At 43.3% G+C, this 21,638-nt stretch carries 16 protein-coding genes; 13 read left to right on the top strand and 3 right to left on the bottom strand.

Going from position 1 to position 21,638, the window contains the following annotated elements; genetic code table 11:
* Positions 1-34 precede the first annotated feature (34 nt).
* Together KW060_RS05665 and KW060_RS05670 are read left to right on the top strand one after the other, a co-directional pair.
* Complete coding sequence (locus KW060_RS05665; RefSeq protein WP_249035398.1) at positions 35-751, top strand: ABC transporter ATP-binding protein; 717 nt, start codon at positions 35-37, stop codon at positions 749-751.
* Entirely contained in the window at positions 751-3,267 is a 2,517-nt protein-coding gene (locus tag KW060_RS05670) for an ABC transporter permease (RefSeq protein WP_249035399.1), read from the top strand. Before KW060_RS05665 ends, KW060_RS05670 begins: the two co-directional genes overlap by 1 nt.
* Here KW060_RS05670 and KW060_RS05675 read toward each other — a convergent pair.
* Genes KW060_RS05675 through KW060_RS05685 form a run of 3 tightly spaced genes read right to left on the bottom strand, consistent with a single transcriptional unit; the run spans position 3,264 to position 5,388 of the window.
* Positions 3,264-3,752, bottom strand: coding sequence for a CinA family protein (locus KW060_RS05675; RefSeq protein ID WP_249035400.1), 489 nt, complete (start codon positions 3,750-3,752; stop codon positions 3,264-3,266). The two genes, KW060_RS05670 and KW060_RS05675, sit on opposite strands and share 4 nt — an antisense overlap.
* Positions 3,742-4,227 (bottom strand): phosphatidylglycerophosphatase A family protein, encoded by a 486-nt coding sequence (locus KW060_RS05680; RefSeq protein ID WP_249035401.1) that lies wholly within the window; start codon positions 4,225-4,227, stop codon positions 3,742-3,744. The genes KW060_RS05675 and KW060_RS05680 overlap by 11 nt, the downstream gene beginning before the upstream one ends.
* Positions 4,228-4,230: 3 nt before the next feature.
* Positions 4,231-5,388, bottom strand: coding sequence for a bifunctional 2-C-methyl-D-erythritol 4-phosphate cytidylyltransferase/2-C-methyl-D-erythritol 2,4-cyclodiphosphate synthase (locus KW060_RS05685; protein ID WP_249035402.1), 1,158 nt, complete (start codon positions 5,386-5,388; stop codon positions 4,231-4,233).
* A 144-nt stretch (positions 5,389-5,532) separates the two neighbouring features.
* On the opposite strand from KW060_RS05685, the gene dusB reads away from it, so the two are divergent.
* The 11 genes from dusB to KW060_RS05740 all read left to right on the top strand — a co-directional run bounded on the left by dusB (position 5,533) and on the right by KW060_RS05740 (position 21,602).
* A complete protein-coding gene (gene dusB, locus KW060_RS05690; protein ID WP_249035403.1) occupies positions 5,533-6,534 on the top strand; it encodes a tRNA dihydrouridine synthase DusB in 1,002 nt (333 codons plus the stop codon).
* Between the two features lies 1 nt (position 6,535).
* Positions 6,536-7,648, top strand: a complete 1,113-nt coding sequence (locus KW060_RS05695; RefSeq protein ID WP_249035404.1) for a two-component system sensor histidine kinase NtrB — start codon at positions 6,536-6,538, stop codon at positions 7,646-7,648.
* A gap of 7 nt (positions 7,649-7,655) precedes the next feature.
* Entirely contained in the window at positions 7,656-9,116 is a 1,461-nt protein-coding gene (gene ntrC, locus KW060_RS05700; protein ID WP_249035405.1) for a nitrogen regulation protein NR(I), read from the top strand.
* A 194-nt stretch (positions 9,117-9,310) separates the two neighbouring features.
* Positions 9,311-11,470: a sensor histidine kinase NtrY-like gene (locus KW060_RS05705; RefSeq protein ID WP_249035406.1), complete on the top strand. Its 2,160-nt coding sequence runs from the start codon at positions 9,311-9,313 to the stop codon at positions 11,468-11,470.
* Complete coding sequence (gene ntrX, locus KW060_RS05710) at positions 11,460-12,830, top strand: nitrogen assimilation response regulator NtrX (protein WP_249035407.1); 1,371 nt, start codon at positions 11,460-11,462, stop codon at positions 12,828-12,830. The genes KW060_RS05705 and ntrX overlap by 11 nt, the downstream gene beginning before the upstream one ends.
* Before the next feature lie 28 nt (positions 12,831-12,858).
* Entirely contained in the window at positions 12,859-14,235 is a 1,377-nt protein-coding gene (gene trkA / locus KW060_RS05715) for a Trk system potassium transporter TrkA (protein ID WP_249035408.1), read from the top strand.
* A 15-nt stretch (positions 14,236-14,250) separates the two neighbouring features.
* Positions 14,251-15,699: a TrkH family potassium uptake protein gene (locus KW060_RS05720; RefSeq protein WP_249035409.1), complete on the top strand. Its 1,449-nt coding sequence runs from the start codon at positions 14,251-14,253 to the stop codon at positions 15,697-15,699.
* 136 nt (positions 15,700-15,835) lie between these two features.
* Positions 15,836-16,090 carry an RNA chaperone Hfq gene (gene hfq / locus KW060_RS05725; RefSeq protein ID WP_250646666.1) on the top strand — a complete coding sequence of 85 codons (255 nt, stop codon included), beginning with the start codon at positions 15,836-15,838 and terminating at the stop codon, positions 16,088-16,090.
* 99 nt (positions 16,091-16,189) lie between these two features.
* The gene (gene hflX, locus KW060_RS05730) at positions 16,190-17,491 is read left to right on the top strand and encodes a GTPase HflX (protein WP_420833180.1); all 1,302 of its coding nucleotides are present in this window, start codon (positions 16,190-16,192) and stop codon (positions 17,489-17,491) included.
* Entirely contained in the window at positions 17,481-18,275 is a 795-nt protein-coding gene (locus tag KW060_RS05735; RefSeq protein ID WP_249035411.1) for an inositol monophosphatase family protein, read from the top strand. The genes hflX and KW060_RS05735 overlap by 11 nt, the downstream gene beginning before the upstream one ends.
* A gap of 78 nt (positions 18,276-18,353) precedes the next feature.
* Positions 18,354-21,602, top strand: a complete 3,249-nt coding sequence (locus tag KW060_RS05740; protein WP_249035412.1) for a VPS10 domain-containing protein — start codon at positions 18,354-18,356, stop codon at positions 21,600-21,602.
* The last annotated feature ends 36 nt before the right edge of the window (positions 21,603-21,638 follow it).

The raw sequence follows: 21,638 nt of genomic DNA on the forward strand, positions 1-21,638 counted from the left end.
TTTAAATAACCTTATCGTTTAACGAGTATAATTAATGACCAACAACTGCATTCTTGAACTAAAGAATATTCATCTTCGCCTTAAAAGCAATGATTTTGAAGTTAAAATCCTTAATGGTATAGACTTTAAAGTTGACGAAGGTAAGGCAGTTGCCATTTTGGGCGCGTCCGGTTCAGGTAAATCAAGCATGATGTCGGTGATGAACGGGCTTGAGCGTCAGACGGAAGGTAGCGTTATGGTCGCTGGCCATATTCTTGATAAAATGAACGAAGATGAACTGGCAATGTTCCGCCGTGATAACATCGGTATCATTTTACAAGCGTTCCATCTTATTCCAACAATGACAGCGATTGAAAATGTGGCTGTACCAATGGAACTGGCGGGTATACGCGGTGCTGAAGAAAAGGCAAAAAAGATGCTTGTTGACGTGGGGTTAGAGCACCGTATGGATCATTATCCGACGCAGCTTTCCGGCGGTGAGCAACAGCGTGTTGCCATCGCCCGTGCTATGGCGCCACAGCCGAAAATATTATTCGCCGATGAACCAACAGGTAATCTGGACGGTAAAACAGGCCATAATATTATTGAACTTATTTTTGATCTTAAGGCCAAAAATGACGCGACACTTATTCTTATTACCCATGATCAGGAACTGGCGGAAAAATGTGATGAAATCATTCATATCCAGGATGGTCTAATTACTGACAATCGTCATGTCCATGATAACGAAGGTAAAAAGGTGGCTGAATAATGGTTGCCACACGCTTTGCCCTTCGTGAAATTAGATTTGCTTTCAAGCAGTTCAGAATTTTCATCGCATGTCTTTTTCTTGGGACGGCGATTATTGCTGCGGTTGGATCCGTAACGCAAAATATCGCAGAAAGCCTTGCCCGTGATGCACGTGTCTTCCTTGGTGGTGATATCGAAATTGAAACCAATCAACGTGAACTGAGTGAAGAGGAAATGGCATATGTCGCCGAAACGGCTGCATATGTTTCCACCGTAAGCGAACTTCGCGCCATGGCGCATACAGAGGATTTTTCGGAAAGTAGCCTAATCGAAGTAAAGGCCGTCGATGATTATTATCCGATTTACGGCGAACTTGAAACCAATAGCGGTTTGCCACGTTCGGAACTTTTATCCTATAAAGACGGGCATTGGGGCGCAGTACCATTAGAAGCGATTGCAACGAGACTTGGTGTGGGTATTGGTGACAAGATCAATATCGGAAACTTGCAATATGAAGTACGCGGCATTACTGCGAAAGAGCCAGATAGTTCCAATGCTGGTTTTCAGCTAGCGCCAAGTATTTTGGTTGATCGCGCCAGTATGGATGATACAGGACTGATTACTTTCGGTAGCCTTGTTGAATATAATTACAGATTAAAGCTTGTGGATGGGGCAGACGCGAAACTTTATGAAACCGCAATCGAGGAAGCCTTTCCGGAATCCGATTGGCGGGTAAGAAATTACAGCAGTGGCGGCGGTAGCACCCAACGTTTCATTGATCGCATGGGTCAGTTCATGACCCTTGTTGGATTAACGGCGCTTCTTGTTGGTGGTGTGGGTGTTAGTAACGCCGTGCATGGATATTTAAATTCAAAAACAAATACCATTGCCACTTTTAAAATTCTGGGGGCACAGTCAGATACAATTTTCCAGATTTACTTGCAACAAATTCTGATTATGGCTGCAATTTCCATTGTTATGGGATTGATTGCGGGCGGCGCGTTACCGTTTTTATTCGCGGATTTCCTCGAAAGTAAAATGCCGATCCAGATTACGCGGGAATTCTTCTTTGCACCATTATTGATCGCGGCATATTACAGCATTCTCATCAGTTTAATTTTTACTCTATGGCCTCTTGCGAAAGCGAAGAATATTTCCGCACGTCAATTATTCCGCATTAGTATTGCAGAACCGGGCGAAAATAACATCCCAAGAAATTATATTTATGCAATTGCCGTCATGGTCGTGATGATGTTGGCGATGGTTTTCTACACGGCGGAATATCGTGAACTAACAGGATACTTTATTGGTGGCATGATTGGGTCATTTGTATTGCTCTTTATCACTGGTAACTTGGTAAAGGTGGCGGTTGGTTATTTGCCAAGACGCTTTAGTCCTGCATTACGGATTGCGTTATCAAATATTACCCGTCCTGGAAACTCAACGCTTTCGATTATTCTGTCACTTGGGTTGGGGCTTATTTTGCTGACGTCAATCTCGCTTGTTGAATTTAGTTTGGATAGTGAAATTGAAAGACGGGTAGATACCGACGCACCAAGTTATTTCTTCCTTGATATTCAAAAAGCGGATCACGACAGCTTTAAAGATCATATGTTATCACAAGAAGGAACGAGCCTTTATAGAACTGTACCGAACCTTCGTGGTCGTATCACGCATGTGAAAGGTGTTCCGTCTGATGAGGTTGAAATTGATCCGGAAGTGAGATGGGTTCTTCGTGGTGACCGTGGTATGACCTTTACGGATGAAGTGCCAGAGGACAACAAACTTGTTCATGGTGACTGGTGGCCAAAAGGATATCAGGGTGAACCTGAAGTATCCTTAAGCGAAGATGTGTATAATGGGCTTAATCTTGAGCTAGGTGATAAAATCACTATCAATGTACTTGGTCGCAGTTTTGATGTGGCGGTAAGGTCCGTTCGATCTGTTGATTGGGGCACATTCGGCATCAACTATGCAATGATGTTTGACCCATATATGCTAAGCAATGCCCCATATACATATGTTGGTACGTTAAAATCAACAGAGGCACGTGAAACTGCAAACTATCAGGAAATTACCAGAAATTACCCGAACGTGACGACCGTGCGCTTAAAAGAGGTTCTTGAAAATGTGCAAGTGTTACTATTGCAGATTAAAGGGGCAATTGACGTAATGGCATCCATTACCATCGTTGCCGGTATCCTTGTGCTTAGTGGTGCTATCGCGGCGGGACATAAGGGTCGCATTTATGATAGTGCGGTTCTAAAAGTCGTGGGTGCAACAAGGAAGGATATTTTAAGAGCATATATCTTTGAATTTATCATCCTTGGTGTGGCGACAGGTGTTGTTGCGATCTTACTTGGTTCCATTGCTGCTTACGGTATTGTTGTCGGTATTATGGAACTTGAATGGACATTCTCATTATCCATACCTGTTATCACGGTATCGGCCGCGATTATCATGACCATGACCATAGGAATGTTCAGCATTTACAAGGCCATGTCCGTAAGACCGGCACAAGTTTTGCGCGGAATTTAAATTGTTTTATTAAGCAATTCTAAGGCAGCAATGACAGTTGCTTCACGGACTTTGTCACGACCGATGTCACCGAATAAACACTTTTTATGGATGGGTGGTTTCTCTTTTTTTTGTACGGCAATATGCACCAGACCAACAGGTTTGGTGTCTGTGCCACCACCTGGTCCCGCAATGCCGGTAACGGCGACAGCGATATCGCACCCTGAATTATTTAAGGCGCCACTTACCATTTCAAGGGCGGTTTCTTCGCTTACGGCACCGTGGTTTTCAAGTGTTTCTGGGTTAACGCCAAGCTCTTGTTGTTTGGCTAGGTTTGAATAGGTGATATAACCACGATCAACAACATCAGATGATCCTGCAATTTCCGTTAAAACACCAATGATTAATCCGCCAGTACAGGACTCTGCGGTGACAACTTGAAGGTTGTTTTTGCGTGCGTGTTCAAGAACGTCTTCGCTAAGTTTTATTATTTCATCAGAGAACATAAATATTCACCGCGTATAAAGTCATTGCACCTAAAATGCCCGCAACAACATCATCCATCATCACACCAAAAGAATCATGTCGTTTGTCAAAAAATGATACCGGCCATGGTTTCATAATATCAAATACTCTGAACGCCAGCAGTGCGAGCACATATTGTCCCATATGGTTGTTGTCGGCAATCATCATGCAAACAAGCCATTGGCCGACGACCTCATCAATCACGACTTCGCCGGGGTCTGTTTTTCCGGTTTTTTCCATGTAGACACGTGATGACCATAATCCAAGCACGAAAACAATAAGCGTCGCATTAGCAAGCCCGAATAGACCGGCATTTTCAATAATGAGCCATGCAAAGGGCAGGGCGGCAATGCTGCCCATGGTGCCAGGTGCAATGGGAATGGAACCTGAATAAAACCATGTGGAAATAATAAAGGCCGGATCAAATGATGATATTTTTTTTGTTTCTTCTGACATTTTTTATTCCGGTAATCTGATGGTTGCAACGGCCTGTGCCATAATGCCTTCGCGTTTTCCGGTAAAGCCCAGTTTTTCCGTCGTTGTGGCCTTAACACTTACACGGGCGACATCAAGATCAATAATTTCAGAAATGCGGTCGCGGATTTTATCACGGTGCGGTCCTATTTTTGGTGCTTCGCAGATAATGGTCAGGTCAACATGGGCGATAACGCCATCCTGTTCATAAACCTTTTCTGCGGCGTGTTTTAAGAAAATATTGGAACTTGCCCCTTTCCATTGGTCGTCCGATGGTGGGAAATGATCGCCGATATCACCAAGTGCCATGGCACCCAGTATCGCATCAGTTAATGCGTGTAAGGCGACATCGGCGTCAGAGTGTCCTTTTAATTTATGGGTATGCGGGATTTCAACACCGCCAAGTATTACTTGGTCACCATCTTCAAATGCATGGACGTCAATGCCATATCCTGTTCTTACATCCGTGTATGTTTTTCCAATCATCATTTCTGCTTTCGTCAGGTCTTCAGATGTTGTGATTTTAAAATTTCTTTCCGAACCATCAATGATACGAACTTTTAAGCCGCTTTTTTCTGCAATCGCGCTATCATCGGTCATATTTTCATTTTCAAATCTGCGATGAGCCATGAAAATGGCTTTATAACGGAATGCCTGCGGTGTTTGTGCGCGGTAAAGATAATTACGGTCAAGCGTGCTGTCGATTTTATCCTGCCCCATATATTTGATGGTATCAGTGACTTTAAGTGCTGGAATGACGGCGCCTTCTTTTTCAACAACCAGAATAAGATCGTTTAATATTTCTTGGTCAAGAAAAGGTCTAGCTGCGTCGTGAATGAACACATATTCCGGTTCCAGTTCACTGATGGCCTCTAATCCGTTAAGAACGGATTGTTGGCGTGTTTCACCGCCATGAACAGGCGCAGGGATTTCTAACCCGTTTATTGCATTTTCGTATAGTTTGGTGTCATCTGGATGGATGATAACCTGTATATGATCAATAGAAGGGTTTTTAAGAAATACTTCGATTGTGTGTCTAAGCACTGGTATTCCGCCAATATCAAGATATTGTTTCGGAATTTCCCCGCCCACCCGGTGGCCGCGCCCGGCGGCGACAATGATTGCTGCATTCTTTATTGTCATGCGGCAGACGCTATCATTTTTCAAATATTTTGTCGCTACATTTCTTGTTATTTTTCCGCTTTGACCTTTTGGCAGTTTTCCGCTATATTGCCGCGCTTAGTGACTAATTTTTAGACAGATGTATGTATTGCACATTTTTTAATCATGACTAACGCTTTAAAACCTATAAATATTGGATCAATTACAATTGATAATCCGGTGCTTTTATGTCCGATGGCCGGAGTGACCGATTTGCCATTCAGAAGGCTTGTGAAGCGCTTTGGCGCGGGGCTTGTGACATCAGAAATGATTGCCAGTCAAGCCATGATCCGCGATCATAAACGCACACATAAAATGGCCCATGCTGAAAGTGATGAATATGTTATGTCTGTTCAGTTAGCTGGCTGCGATCCTGAAATGATGGCGGATGCGGCACGTATGAACGAGGAAAAAGGCGCGCCAATCATTGATATTAATATGGGGTGTCCTGCGAAAAAAATCGTTAATGGTTATGCTGGATCCGCATTGATGCAGGATCTTGATATCGCTGGTAAGATTATTGAGGCTACCGTCAATGCGGTATCAATTCCAGTAACGCTTAAGATGCGTACGGGTTGGGATAGTGAGCATCGCAATGCACCGGAACTTGCAAACATCGCAGAGGACCTTGGCATTAAAATGGTAACCGTTCACGGACGAACCAGAAATCAAATGTACCGTGGTTCAGCAGACTGGTCATTCATTCGAAATGTAAAGGATGCTGTGTCAATCCCAGTGATCGCCAATGGCGATATTGTAACCTGCGCAGATGCGAAAGAGGCGTTAAAGCAATCAGGTGCGGACGGTGTAATGATTGGTAGAGGATGCTACGGCAAGCCGTGGTTTATTTCTCAAGTTATACATTATTTAAAAACTGGTGAAGAATTGCCGTCCCCTGAACTTGCAACAATCAAAGATATTATGATCGAGCATTATTTATCAATGCTAGAACATTATGGTGAAGAAGCAGGCAAGAAAATCGCCCGTAAGCACATCAGTTGGTATACTAAAGGCCTGCGCGATAGTGCTGAATTCAGGCAGAAGGTCAATAAAATGACGGATACGAAAGAAGTTCTGCAAACGATTGAGGATTTCTTTGAGCCACTCTTATTAGAAGACGCCGCATAGTATGGAGCAGGCTGATCTAGGAAATATCACGGATCAACAGTCAGGTTCAGATTATGAGGCCATATTAAACAGTTTACCTGATGCGATTTTAACCCTTTCTAGTGAGGGAGAGATCGTATATGCGAATGCGGCGGCAGAAATATTGCTAGGCAGCAGTTTGCGTATTTTAACGCGTAAAAAAATTTCTGATATAGTACCAGATGATAGTCCGGTTTTGACGCTTGTCAGTCAATCATTTGAAAAACATGCTGTTGTTTCCGAATATGATGTCAATATTGGCAATCCATTAAGTGGTGAAGTTAAGGTGGATGTTCATGTTGCGCCACAGTTAAATGACATCGGCACACAAGTGAATAACGTTATATTGCAGTTTCAGCAAAGAACAATTGCACAAAAAATAAGTCAGCAAAAACAACATAGAAATGCAGCAAGGTCAGTGTCGGGCATGGCTGCGATGCTTGCTCATGAAATTAAAAACCCGCTTTCTGGGATTAAGGGGTCTGCACAAATCTTATCACATGAGGTGAGCGAAGAAGATAAAGCATTAACTGATCTTATCGTTGATGAAGTCGACCGAATTTGCGCCCTTGTTGACCGGATGGAAATTTTTACAGACAGCAGGCAGATTGATAGGGAAGAAATAAATATCCATAGCATACTCGAACATGTCAGGCGGCTAGCAGAGAATGGATTTGGAAAACATGTAAAGTTTATGGAACATTATGATCCATCATTGCCAGCGACGATGGGGGATCGGGGAAGGCTTATCCAAGTTTTTCTTAATATTGTGAAAAATGCATGTGAAGCCGTAACACATGATGATGGACAAGTTACATTTACGACGGCCTATAAACAGGGGATGCGTGTTGCAACAGGCACAGATGAATATCTAAATCTGCCACTTGAAATATGCATTATTGATAATGGCGGGGGTATCGCGAATGAGATTAAAGAAGATATTTTTGATCCATTCGTAACGACAAAAACAGGTGGTACCGGTTTAGGGCTTGCAATGGTTGCAAAAATTATTGCGGACCATGGCGGGATAATTGAATGCGATACCAGTGAAGGTAAAACCATTTTTAGAATCCTGTTGCCAGCGGGAAGGGGATAAAGAAAAAATGACCAATAAAACAATCCTTATAGCAGATGATGACGCGGCCATTAGAACTGTTCTTTCGCGAGCGTTGGGGCGCGAAGGGTATGATGTCAGGCTTTCCAGTAATGCGTCAACACTTTGGAAGTGGGTTTCAAATGGCGAAGGGGATTTGGTAATTTCCGATGTCATGATGCCGGATGATAACGGACTTGATATGCTTGTGCGTATTAAGAAAATCAGACCGGAACTTCCGGTGATTATCATGAGTGCACAAAACACACTAATGACTGCTGTAAAGGCGGCGGAAAGCGGTGCATATGAATATTTGCCAAAACCGTTTGATCTTGAAGAAATAATGCTTGCGGTGAGAAAAGGAATTAGCCCTAAAAACAAGCAGGATCGGTTAGCGTTGATCAATGATCAGGAAGATATACCGCTTATCGGTCGATCACCTGCGATGCAGGATGTTTACCGTGTCATGGCGCGTCTGATGAATAATGACCTTACTGTTATGATAACTGGTGAAACCGGTACAGGTAAAGAGCTCGTCGCAAGGGCGCTTCATGATTTTGGGGCAAGAAGAAATGCGCCGTTTGTGGCTGTGAATATGGCGGCGATCCCGAAAGATTTAATTGAGAGTGAACTTTTTGGCCATGAAAAGGGTTCCTTTACGGGGGCCGTTTCTAAAAATGTTGGCCGTTTTGAACAGGCCAAGGGTGGAACACTATTTCTTGATGAGATTGGCGATATGCCGATGGAAGCACAAACAAGACTTCTTCGTGTCTTGCAAGAAGGTGAGTTCGTTTCTGTTGGTGGTGGCACGCCAACAAAAATCGATGTGCGTATCATTGCGGCAACCCATAGAAATTTAAAAACGCTTATTGCGCAAGGGTTGTTCAGGGAAGATCTTTATTACCGGTTAAATGTTGTTCCAATTAATTTGCCACCGCTACGCGACCGTAAAGGGGATATTGATGATTTGGTAAGGCATTTTTTATCCAAATTCGCGGAAGACCATAACCAAACACCAAAGTTGATGAATAAAGATGCTGTTGATCATTTGGAACAATATGACTGGCCTGGGAATATCCGGGAGCTTGAAAATCTGGTTAATCGCTTGGCTGCATTATATAGCGAAGATGAAATAAGTCTGGAAAATGTGATTGCAGAATTAAGGACTGCTGGGAGTGATAGCGTAAGAGAAACTGGCAAAAATAATGATCAAATTAATGATGAAACCCTTCAGCAATCCATTCACCGTCATTTAAAAAAGTATTTCGACGCGCATCCTCACGGAGAACTTCCGCCAAGGGGGCTTTATGGCAGGGTATTAAGCGAACTGGAAAGGCCACTCATTGAACTTTCGTTAAGAGCAACGAGAGGTAATCAAATTAAAGCAGCTGAGATGCTGGGCTTAAACAGAAATACGTTGCGTAAAAAAATAAAAGAACTTGAAATTCAGATTGTTAAAGACCGTTTTTAAAGTTTTTTATTTAATCAATTGTTATTTCCGTGCTAAAATGTTGCATTATTGCAACAAACTGATAATCTCTGACCATTATGAGCGACCAAGCTGCAAAAAAAAGATCACGATTTTGGGGGCGTGTAAGGATCTGGGCCAGGAAAGCCGATCTGGAAAATAAGACACTGTTTCTTCTTTTTCTAGGGGTGCTTATCGTGGGTAGTGCCGCTTATTCTGTTTTTTCCAGTACGGACCCGTTATCATCAACACCGGATAATCTTTATATATTTGTGCTTGGTATGACGGTACTGTTGCTGCTCTTGGTGACGTTGGTCGTAAGACAGATTATTAAAATTCGTGTTGCAATGGATCAGGGGATATCTGCGACCAGGCTTCACCGCAGAATTGTGACATTGTTCAGTGTTGTTGCGATTACACCGACAATTATTGTTGCGATCTTTTCCGTAATGTTTTTTGAATTTGGTATTCGTGCCTGGTTTAGTGATAAGGTTCAAACAGTGCTTGATAGTACTGAATCTGTTGCTGAAACATATATTCTTGAACATTATAATATTATTCGTGCAGATGCACTGGGTATGGCAAACGAATTAGATCGCCGTTCATTTGCATTGGTTCAGGAACCTGCATTGTTTGAACAGGTGCTAAATATCCAGGCTGATGCACTTGGTTTGTCGGATGCAATCATCCTTAACCGTGAAGGTGTAATTACTGCACGTGCCACCTCGACCTTTAGCGTGTTTGACGGACGCATCAATAAACAATTCATCGAAGAGGCCGCCGAAGGTGGTGTTAAGATTTTTTCACGCAATGAAAATGATGGTCAGATCAGAGCTATTGTGAAGCTGGACGCTTTTATTGATCAATATTTATATATCAGCCGTCTTATTGATGCGCAGGCGTTGGCGCTTGTTAAGCGTGCGGATGATGCGAAAAATGATTTTGAAACATCACAATCCCAGCTTTCAGAATACCGATTATTTTTTAATCTGACGTTTCTTGTGCTTGCGCTTTTAGTGCTGTTCTTATCCGTATGGCTAGGGTTTAGGTTTGCAGGAAATCTTATGAAACCAATCAGAGTTTTGGTTGGTGCAACCGATAAAGTTGGTAAAGGGGATTTTACAGCACGAGCCCCGATTAAAGAGGGGTTCGATGATCTTGGTGGTCTTACCAAGGCGTTTAACACCATGACGTGGCAGCTGCAAAAACAGCAGGAAGAGTTGTTATCAGCAAACGTCAAGTTGGATGAAAGGCGCAGGTTCACTGAAACTGTTCTTTCGGGTGTGTCGCCTGGTATTATGGGGCTAGATGCAGAGGGCGTGATAACCTTGCCTAACAGATCGGCAACGGCCATGCTTGCTATGAATGAAGAAGAGCTTAAAGACAAAAATATTGCCGAAGTTATGCCGGAAGTGGCCGATCTTTTTGAAAAGATATTAAAATCAAAACAAAAGGGGGTTGAAGACCAAATCGTCTTAACCCGTGATGATGTGTCACTTAATCTGCTGGTTAGAATTACAGCGGAGCTTAAAGGAAAGCATGCCAAAGGTTTCGTGATTAGCTTTGATGATATTACAGAACAGGTTGCGGCACAACGTACCGCGGCATGGGCGGATGTGGCACGCCGAATTGCCCATGAAATTAAAAATCCGCTGACACCAATTCAATTGTCAGCAGAAAGATTAAAAAGAAAATATTTGAAAGAAGTCACAAGCGATCCAGAAATATTTACCCAATGTACGGATACGATCGTAAGGCAGGTTCGCGACCTGCGTCAGATGGTGGATGAATTTTCATCATTCGCCAGAATGCCTAGCCCTGTTATGCATAACGAAAATCTGGTTGATATTGCCAAGCAGGCCACATTTATGATGGATTTGGGATCTAATAATATTGAAATCACAACCGATTTTCCAAGTGTGCCAGTTAAACTGGATTGTGATGCAAGGCAAATTGGTCAGGCACTGACAAATATTATTAAAAATGCGTCCGAAGCCATAATTGACCAAGATAAAGGTGAAATTAATGTTTCACTAACTGAAAATGATAGCGAAGTCATCATCAAAGTTTCTGATAACGGTAAAGGGATGCCGGAAGGGATGATCGATAGATTGACAGAGCCATATGTGACAACCAGAACAAAAGGAACCGGATTGGGGCTCGCGATTGTGAAAAAAATTATGAAAGATCATGGTGGTGATCTGATTTTGGAAAATAATCCTGGGGCAGGTGCGTCATCCGTTTTGATTTTCAATAAAGCGGTTGAAGTAAATGCCATAGATAACGATGAAGATAATGTTGAGCCCGATAATAATACAAGGGCGGAAGAAGAAGTAAGGGTTGCCCATGGCGCTTGATATACTTGTAGTTGATGATGAAGCTGATATTCGGGATCTGATTTCTGGTATCTTAAATGATGAAGGATATGATACCCGTACAGCGGGCAACAGTGATGATGCCTTGCGTGAAATTGACGCGCGTAGACCGTCTTTGCTCATTTTGGATATTTGGCTTCAGGGTAGTAAACTTGATGGTATTGAAATACTGCAGGAAGTAAAAGCGAAACACCCAGAACTTCCGGTGATTATCATTAGTGGTCATGGTAATATTGAAACAGCTGTTACGGCCATTAAATATGGTGCTTATGACTTTATCAGCAAGCCATTTGAAACGGAAAAACTTCTTATTCTTGTGGAAAGAGCGACAGAAGTAGACAGGCTTCGCCGCGAAAACCTGGAACTTAAAGAAAAAGCTGGTTATGAAAATCAATTAACTGGTACTTCGTCAGCGATTACACTTGTCAGAAATACCATCGAAAAAGTTGCCCCTAGTGGAAGCCGTGTTCTTATCACTGGCGCATCGGGAACTGGTAAAGAGCTTGTCGCGCGACTAATTCATGGTCAATCTAAACGTTCTAATGGTGCATTTATTGTTGTGAATGCCGCTAGTATGTCACCGGAAAATATGGAACGTGAACTCTTTGGCGTTGAAGAAGCCGGTATTGTCACCAAAACCGGCGTTTTTGAGAAAGCCCATGGCGGGACGCTCTTTTTTGATGAAGTGGCTGATATGCCACAAACCACACAAGCCAAAATTTTAAGAATTCTAACTGATCAAACTTTTGAACGTGTTGGCGGCGATCAGCGTGTGCAGGTAAACGTGCGTGTCGTAAGTGCAACAAGCAGAAACCTACGTGAAGAAATCGAAGCGCAGCGTTTCCGTGAGGATTTATATCACCGTCTTAATGTTGTTCCAATTCAGGTGCCATCATTAACCCAGCGGCGCGAAGATATTCCGTTGCTTGTTAAACAGATGATGATCGGTTTTACAAGCGCAACAGGCAGGCCAAACAGGAACATTGATGAAGAGGCATTATCTGCACTTCAAGCGCATGATTGGCCGGGAAATGTGCGTCAGCTTAAAAATACAGTTGAAAGAATGCTAATCCTTTCAAGTGATGATGAAATAATTTCGGTCGCGATGTTGCCGCCAGATGTGATGGCGGATAGTGAGATAATAAGACCAAATTCAAGCACAGAAATAATGACATTGCCATTACGCGAAGCGCGAGAAACGTTTGAAAGAGAATATCTGAATGTTCAAATTCAACGTTTTCAAGGAAATATTTCAAAAACGGCCGAATTCGTTGGAATGGAAAGATCAGCATTACATAGAAAATTAAAAGGTCTGGGTATTGGCAGCCTGGATAAGAAGTAAAAATGCGTAGTCACGAGGGGACTTGAAAATGAAAGTAATCGTTTGTGGGGCCGGACAGGTTGGATATAACATTGCCAGACATTTGGCCCATGAGCAAAATGATGTAACGGTTATTGACCGTTCAGAAGAGCTTATCAATAAAGTTCGAAATTCCTTGGATGTGCATGCACTTGTTGGTTATGCGTCCTATCCTGATTTGCTTGAAAGCGCGGGGGCGGAAGATGCGGATATGATTATTGCGGTTACACTCTTTGATGAGGTCAACATGGTTGCCTGTCAGGTGGCGCATTCGCTTTTCAATGTACCAACAAAAATTGCACGTATTCGTGCACAAAATTATCTTGATCCGCAGTGGCAATTATTATTCAGCCGCGAACATATGCCGATCGATGTGATAATTTCCCCTGAAATTGAGGTCGCCAAAGCGGCCATCAATAGGCTTGAAGTTCCAGGTGCTACCGACATGATCCGATTTGCGGATGACCGCATCCGTGTGGTTGGTGTAAAACTTGAGGATGACTGTCCGGTGGTGGATACGCCGCTTCGTCAGTTAACGGAATTATTCCCGGATTTGAATATTGTTGTATGCGGTATTCTTCGTAATGGAAAACTCATTGTACCAAGTGGGGATGATCATTTGCTGGTTGGTGATAATATCTATATCGCATCAGAAAAATCACATGTTCCAAGGGCGTTGAGTGTATTTGGACATGAGGAAGAAGAAGCAAGAAACCTGATCATTGTCGGTGGCGGCAATGTAGGTACATTCTTGAGCGAACAGCTATTAGAATCCGATAACAAGTTCCAAATTAAAATTATTGAACGTGATGAAAAACGTGCCTTTAATGTTGCGGAAAAATTATCAAAAGCCGTTGTTTTGCATGGTGATGCGCTTGATATGGAAATCTTAAAAGAAGCAAATATTTACGGTACGGAATCCATTGTATCTGTAACCAATGATGATAAGGTTAATATTCTTTCGGCACTGCTTGCAAAACAGATGGGATGTAAAAGCGCAATTACGCTTATTAATGATCATTCCTTTGGTGATCTTACAGGCTCTGTCGGGATTGATGCATTCGTTGACCCGAGACAAACCACAGTATCAAGTATTCTAAAACATATGCGCCGCGGGCGTATCAGTTCATTACAAAGCCTTGCTGGTGGTGAGGCGGAAGTCATGGAGGCTGTTGCCGTTGAGGGATCCTCCCTTGTTGGTAAGCCGCTTCGTGATGTAAAGCTTCCAACAGGTATTATTATTGGTTCAATCATACATGATGGTGATATTATTGTTCCAAAAGGAAAGACCATCATTAATGCCGGTGATACAGTGATTGTATTTACCTGTGCTGATATGATTAAAAAGGTCGAAGAACTATTTTCCGTCAGGCTTGAGTATTTTTAAATCATGATAGCAAGAGTGGGTCATATATTAGGCTGTTTGCTGATCTGCCTTGGCATTAGTGAACTTGTCCCGATTGTTGCTGCTTTTACATTTGATGAAATGGATATGGTATTGCCATTTTTCGTTTGTTCGATGTTTACTCTTTTTGTCGGTTTTGGAATACGGATGGCTTTTCGTGATGATCCCGCAAAGCCTGACAGATATGTCGTTATCTCATTCTTGGTATTTACCTGGCTTATCATTCCTTTATTTGCGTCTCTTCCGTTTATGGTTTCTGGTGTGCTCACAAAATTGGTTGATGCATATTTTGAAGCAACATCTGCCTTTACGACCTCTGGTGCGACGATGCTTGCGAATACTGCGCTCGCGCCAAAAACAGTTTTATTCTGGCGGTCATTTTTGCAATGGCAAGGTGGCATATATATATTTATTGTTGCTGCATCAATTATTCCAATAAGTGCAATTGGGGGTTCTGAATTATTTCGTAATGCGCTTCCGCATGGTGAGGGAGAAGGGTTGCTTGGCCGGTTTAAGGCGTCATTTAAGCCACTCGCGCAGATATATATTTTATTTACTTTCGGGTGCATGATTTTATTAAGCTTAAGCGGTATGTCATCATTTGATGCATTATCGACGGCAATGGCAACGCTTTCAAGTGGTGGCTTTACCACCCAAGCATCATCGGGTGTAAATCAGTTTAATACAATGAGCGAATTAATTCTTATTCCGTTTATGTTATTTGCAGCCACGAACCTTACGTATCATTGGTCGTTTTTTATGAACGGCAGATATAAAGTTTATAATAATGATCGGGAAATTAAATTTTTCCTTGGGTTGTTCCTGTTTGCTGTTGTTATTATCTTTTTTGCAATTTTGGGTATGGATGATGCCTATTATGCGAATGTCTTTAGAAAATTTGAAGTCGCTATGTTCACCGCCGCTTCAGCAATCAGTACAACGGGTTTTGTCCCGGATGCGGCCAAAGCGCTTCCGTTAAGTGTAACGATTTTATGTATGCTTTTGATGTTTGTTGGTGGTACGGCCTGTTCAAGTGCGGGCGGGTTTAAAGTGTTACGGTTTAGGGTGCTGTTCAGGCAAGCGGATAGTGAAATCAGCAGGCTTGCTCACCCGCACGGAATTGTCGCTATGCGTATGAATGATATGAACATTAATAGCTCTATTTTAATGAGTGTCTGGACATTACTGTTTCTGTATCTTTCAACGATTGCATTCTTTGCATGTTTTTATGGTTATTTTGGGCGTGATATTGATACGGCCATTGGTTTAACAATAGCCAATTTATTTAGTGCAGGATCAATGACAAATGTTGTCGCGCCTGATTTTATCGGGTATTTGGGAATGGGGTACGCTGAAAAATGGATGACAAGCATACTCATGCTTATTGGAAGATTGGAAATTATTGCATTTCTAATATTTTTAACGCCGTCATTTAGAAAAAATTAACCACTAGTTTTCAATATGTTATCTTATTAGTTTAATTAAAATGAATCCTGTGATATACTCCGCAAGCAACACTATGCAGCATAATCAGGTTATACTGTTTTAAGGCTAGAATAATAATAAAAGTGGAATAAAAATAATGTCAGAAAAAATGCACAACTTACAAGATGCCTTTCTAAACCATGTCCGTAAAAACAAAACGCCAATTACCGTTTTCCTTGTTAATGGGGTTAAGCTTCAGGGAATTATTACGTGGTTTGACAATTTCTGTATTTTGCTTCGCCGTGATTCAAATGTTCAATTGGTTTATAAGCATGCGATTTCAACAATCATGCCTGGGGGTCCAATTAATCTATTTGACGGTGATGAAGAGGGGACACTTGATGGGGAGTAATTTCTTCATCTAATGACCAATCAAGACTTTAAAGAAACATTAGAGTTTCGAAAGAAGAAAATTTCATCCGTATGGGATGGTCAGGAACAGAATGATGATATGCCGCATCACTCTTCGGGTGCGCGCACATTTGTATTCCATCCAAACATCAACAGTAAAGATGCACCATTAAGTTTAAGAGGCGCAGAAGATCGCTTGGCTGAGGCCGTGTCACTTTCTGCCGCGCTTGAGCTGGACATTATTATGGCTGAAGTCGTTCAGCTTAATAAAGTGCGTCCTGCGACTTTCCTCGGTAAAGGTAAGCTTGATGAATTGGCTGTACTCATTCGTGCCAATGAAATTGAACTTGTTGTGGCCGATTGCGAACTCTCGCCAGGACAGCAACGAAACCTTGAAAAGGAATTAAAAACCAAGGTCATTGACCGAACAGGGCTGATTTTGGAAATCTTTGGTGAGCGCGCCCAAACCAAAGAAGGTGTGCTTCAAGTTGAACTGGCGCATCTTAGTTATCAAAAAAGCCGTCTTGTCAGATCATGGACCCACTTGGAACGCCAGCGCGGTGGTTTCGGATTTATGGGTGGACCCGGTGAAAGCCAAATTGAATCAGATAGACGTCTTATCGATGAACGTATTGGTAAAATTAAAAAACAACTAGAAACCGTTGTTAAAACCCGTGAACTTCACCGCAATAGCCGCAGGAAAGTGCCATTCCCAATTATCGCTTTGGTGGGATACACCAATGCGGGGAAATCGACGCTGTTCAATTATTTGACCAAAGCAGAGGTCATGGCGGAGGATTTATTGTTCGCCACACTTGACCCGACCATGCGTAATGTGGATTTGCCGGGCGGGAAAAAGGCGATTTTTTCAGATACGGTAGGATTTATTTCCGATTTGCCGACCCATTTGGTGGCTGCGTTCCGCGCGACGTTAGAGGAAGTCACCGAAGCAAACATAATCCTTCATGTACGTGATATTTCCCATCCTGAAACAGAAGCGCAAAAGCAAGATGTGATGGAAATTCTTAAATCGCTTGGTGTGCTTGATGATGACAGCAAAAGCATATTTGAGGTTTGGAATAAAATGGACTTGCTTGATGATGAACATCGGTCAGTTGTTCAAAATATGGCTGAACGCAAAGATGATGCCATCATGCTTTCTGCCATTTCGGGTGAAGGATGTGATGAATTACTGCTTCAGATGGAACAGGAACTTGCCAAGGGCAAGGAAGTCATTGAATTTACCTATAAACACCATGAAGGGGCGGATATCGCGCTTCTTTATCAGTATGGTGAAGTGCTTGACCGTGTTGATACAGAAGAGCATTCAACACTGACGGTAAGGCTGGATCAAGCGGCCATAGGACAATTGGTTAAACAGGGAAAACTAGATGCGCGTTGATGATATTTGCGCCATTATGAAAAAAGTAGCCAAAGTCGAAATCATGCCACGGTTTCGAAATCTTAAAGAAACAGAAGTTCAGTTTAAAGAGCCCGGCGAATTTGTTACTGCAGCGGATGTGGGTGCAGAAAAAATGTTGAGCCGTGAATTACAGGAATTATACCCCTATGCCATTGTCACCGGGGAAGAGGATATTTCCATAAACCTCGGCAGGTTAAATGAACTTATCAATTCTGAATGCGGGTTTTTGATCGATCCAATTGATGGTACCAATAATTTCATCAAGGGAAATGAACAGTTCGCCGTTATGGTCACGGCTCTCCAGCACGGAGAGGTTGGCGCAAGCTGGATATATTTACCCGCAAAGGATTTAATGGCATTTGCCCGTAAGGGTGAGGGAGCCTTTATTAATGGTGAACGAGTGACCATTAACAACCATAAATCGAATATTTCCGATATGATTGGCGCCGCGCATATCAATCGTATGCCACCAGAAATCAGGGTAAAAGCGAAAGAAAACCTGTCCCGTTTTAAAGAAAACCGTCCTGCATTTTGCGCGGGGTATGATTATGTAGCACTTCTAACAGGTGAAAAGGATTTTTCCGTTTATTACCGTACTCTTATCTGGGATCATTTGCCAGGAACGCTCTTGTTTAAGGAAGCTGGCGGTTATGTTATGGGGCTTGACGGGAAGCCCTATACACCCAAAAATGAAGGCACTGGCCTACTATCCGCGCCGTCATTAGAAGCATGGCAAAAAATAAAAGAAAATTTGTTTGAATAAAGCACAACTCTTTCTTGTATTGGTTTTGAAAATAGTGCAACCTGTTTTCCAAAACGAGAATATAAGAGGAGGACTTTCTTGAAAAAATCAATATTAATGACATTGATGATGACTGTGGCTATGCCAACGGGGCTAATGGCGCAGGATAACGATGAAAGCCCGATGAACAGTAGCACGTTCAAGGGGATGGAAATGCGAAATATTGGCCCGTCATACATGTCTGGCCGAATTGCTGATGTTGCAGTTGATCAAAAGGATCCGGGTACATGGTACGCGGCTGTTGCATCTGGCGGTGTTTGGAAAACCGTAAATGCGGGTACAACATGGGACCCGATTTTTGACAATGAAAGTGTTTATTCAATTGGTGATGTTACCATTGATCCATCCAATTCAAATGTGATCTGGGTTGGTACTGGTGAAAATAATGCCGGTCGCCATATTGCATTTGGTGACGGGATTTATAAATCGGAAAATGGTGGTAAGTCCTGGAAAAATATGGGGCTTGAAAATTCAGAACATCTTGGTGATATCGTAATCCACCCTGAAGATGGCGATACAGTATGGGCGTCGGCACAAGGACCACTTTGGTCCAAAGGTGGCCAGCGCGGCGTATTTAAAACCACTGATGGCGGTAAAACATGGCGTAATACGCTTGAAATTGATGAATGGACTGGTGTTGGATCACTTGCCATTGACCCGAGCAACCCGGATATCCTTTATGCGGCAGCATGGCAACGCCAACGTACAATCGCGGCATTAATTGACACAGGACCTGGTTCCGCGCTTTATAAATCAACGGATGGCGGCGAAACATGGGAAAAAATGACCGAGGGGTTACCGAAAGGTAACATTGGTAAATCAAGTATTGCCGTTTCACCGATTGATCCGAATGTTGTTTATGCAACAATTGAACTGGATGAACGAAAAGGTGGGTTCTGGCGTTCAAGTGATAAGGGTGCAAGTTGGACAAAAATGTCCGACCGTGTATCAGGTGGTACAGGGCCACATTATTATCAGGAAATATTCGCAGACCCGCATACATTTGACATGGTTTATATGGCCAATAACTTAAGCGCTTATTCTATGGATGGTGGTAAAACCTGGACAGATATTAATCTTGTGAATAAGCACGTTGATGACCATGCATTCGCATTCCACCCAACCGATCCTGATTTCGTATTGATCGGTTCTGATGGTGGCCTATACGAAAGCCGTGACAATATGAAGAAATGGCGCTTCATGCAGGGCATCAGTGCGGCACAATTTTATAAAATTGCAGCCGATGACACGTACCCGTTTTATAACGTTTATGGCGGAACACAGGATAACTCAACACAAGGCGGCCCAAGCCGCACAATGCGCGCCGATGGTATGCGTAATGGTGATTGGTACCTGACGATGGGTGCTGATGGCCATCAACCAGCCGTTGAGCCGGGCAACCCGAACATCATGTATTCACAGTGGCAGCAGGGCGGATTAATGCGTCATGATAAATTACTACGTGAAAATGTGAATGTTAAGCCACAGGAAAGACCGGGCGAGCCAGCAGAAAGGTTCAACTGGGATGCACCGATTAATGTGTCCCATCATGATCCAAAGCGACTTTATCATGCGTCACAACGTTTATGGCGTTCTGATGATCGTGGTGATAACTGGACACCAATTTCTGGTGATCTTACTAAAAACGGTAATCGTCTGACCTATGAAATGATGGATACAACATGGGGTCCGGAAGCGGGCTGGGATCTTTCTGCCATGTCAAATTTCCATACGATCGCCAATGTGGCCGAAAGCCCGATTGATGAAAATATTCTTTATGTCGGTACTGATGACGGCCTTATTCAGGTGACATCGGATGGTGGTGAAAACTGGACCCGAATTGAAATCGCTGATATTCGCGGCATTCCTGCCAATTCATATGTGAATGATATTCGTGCTGACCGTTTTGATGCCGATACGGTTTATGCGGCCCTTGATAATCATAAAGAAGGGGATTACGCACCATATCTGATTAAAAGTACCGACCGCGGTCGTACTTGGACGTCGATCACAAATGGCCTTCCTGAAAAATCGCTTGTGTGGCGAATTACACAGGATCATGTGAATAGCGATCTTATGTTCCTTGGGACAGAGTTTGGTATTTATTTCACCGTTGATGGTGGTGATAACTGGATCGAACTGGAAGGCGGTATGCCGACAATTTCCGTTCGCGACGTTCGTATTCAACGCCGTGAAAATGACCTTGTCGCCGGTAGCTTCGGTCGTGGTATTTTCATTCTTGATGATTATACACCGCTTCGTGGATTAAACGCAGAAACGCTTGAAAATGATGCGCTTTTATTCGCGGATGAAAAGGCACCATGGTACCGCGAAGATACACAGCACAGCGACAGTCAGGGCGATGACCAATGGACGGCGAAAAATCCTGCTTTCGGTGAAACATTTACTTATTACCTGAAGGATAGCTTTAAAACGGCAAAACAGGTTCGTGTTGCCGCGGATAAAGAAAAACGTGAAGACGGCGAGGGCGTTGATTATCCTGAATTCAGCACCCTTGAACAGGAACGCCGCGAACAAGACGCCGCCGTATACATCACCGTGCGTGATGCATCGGGTAATGTGGTTCGTACTGTTGATGCACCGAATAAAAAAGGTGTTCACCGTGTCACATGGAACCTACGTCATTCACCAATGAACGCGATTGTAAATGAAAATAGCGGTACTGGTGGTTACAGCACACCGGGCGTGATGGCGATGCCGGGTAATTACACCGCGACATTACACGCACGTGTGAATGGTGCCTCTAGCCAGATTGCCGGACCGGTTAATTTTGAACTGGTTGATGTGACAGAAGCCGGCCTTGCGGGAGCAAGCCGTGCTGATGCATTCGCGTTCCAACGTGATGTGGAAGCGGCCCGTGCGACATATGCTGCGGCCAATAACACCATTAGCGAATTACAAGCGAAACTCGGTCTTTACCATATGGCGATGGACCGTTCAAATGATGCCGCGGGTCTTGAGGGACAATATGAAGCATTGCGTCAGGAATTATACGCCATTGACGAAATGCTAAATGGTGAACGTTCCCGTTCTGGTAAGGGCTCACGCCCAGCCACAGTCGGTAGCCGCCTAAGCTTTGCTGCGGGGTCAAGTTCCGGAACATATGGCCCAACAGGACAGGCAAAAGACCAGTTTGGTTATGCGATGGAAGGCTTAAATGCCGCAAAGGCCCGCCTCGCGACGCTAACCGGTACAACCGTTCCGGCATTTGAAAGTGCCCTTGATAACGCCGGCGCCCCATGGGTCCGCGGCGGTGAGGTCGATTAAGGACTTAAATTGATATTTGAATGAGACGGGGCCAAT

This window comes from Pseudemcibacter aquimaris (assembly GCF_028869115.1).
Taxonomy (GTDB): Bacteria; Pseudomonadota; Alphaproteobacteria; order Sphingomonadales; family Emcibacteraceae; genus Pseudemcibacter; species Pseudemcibacter aquimaris.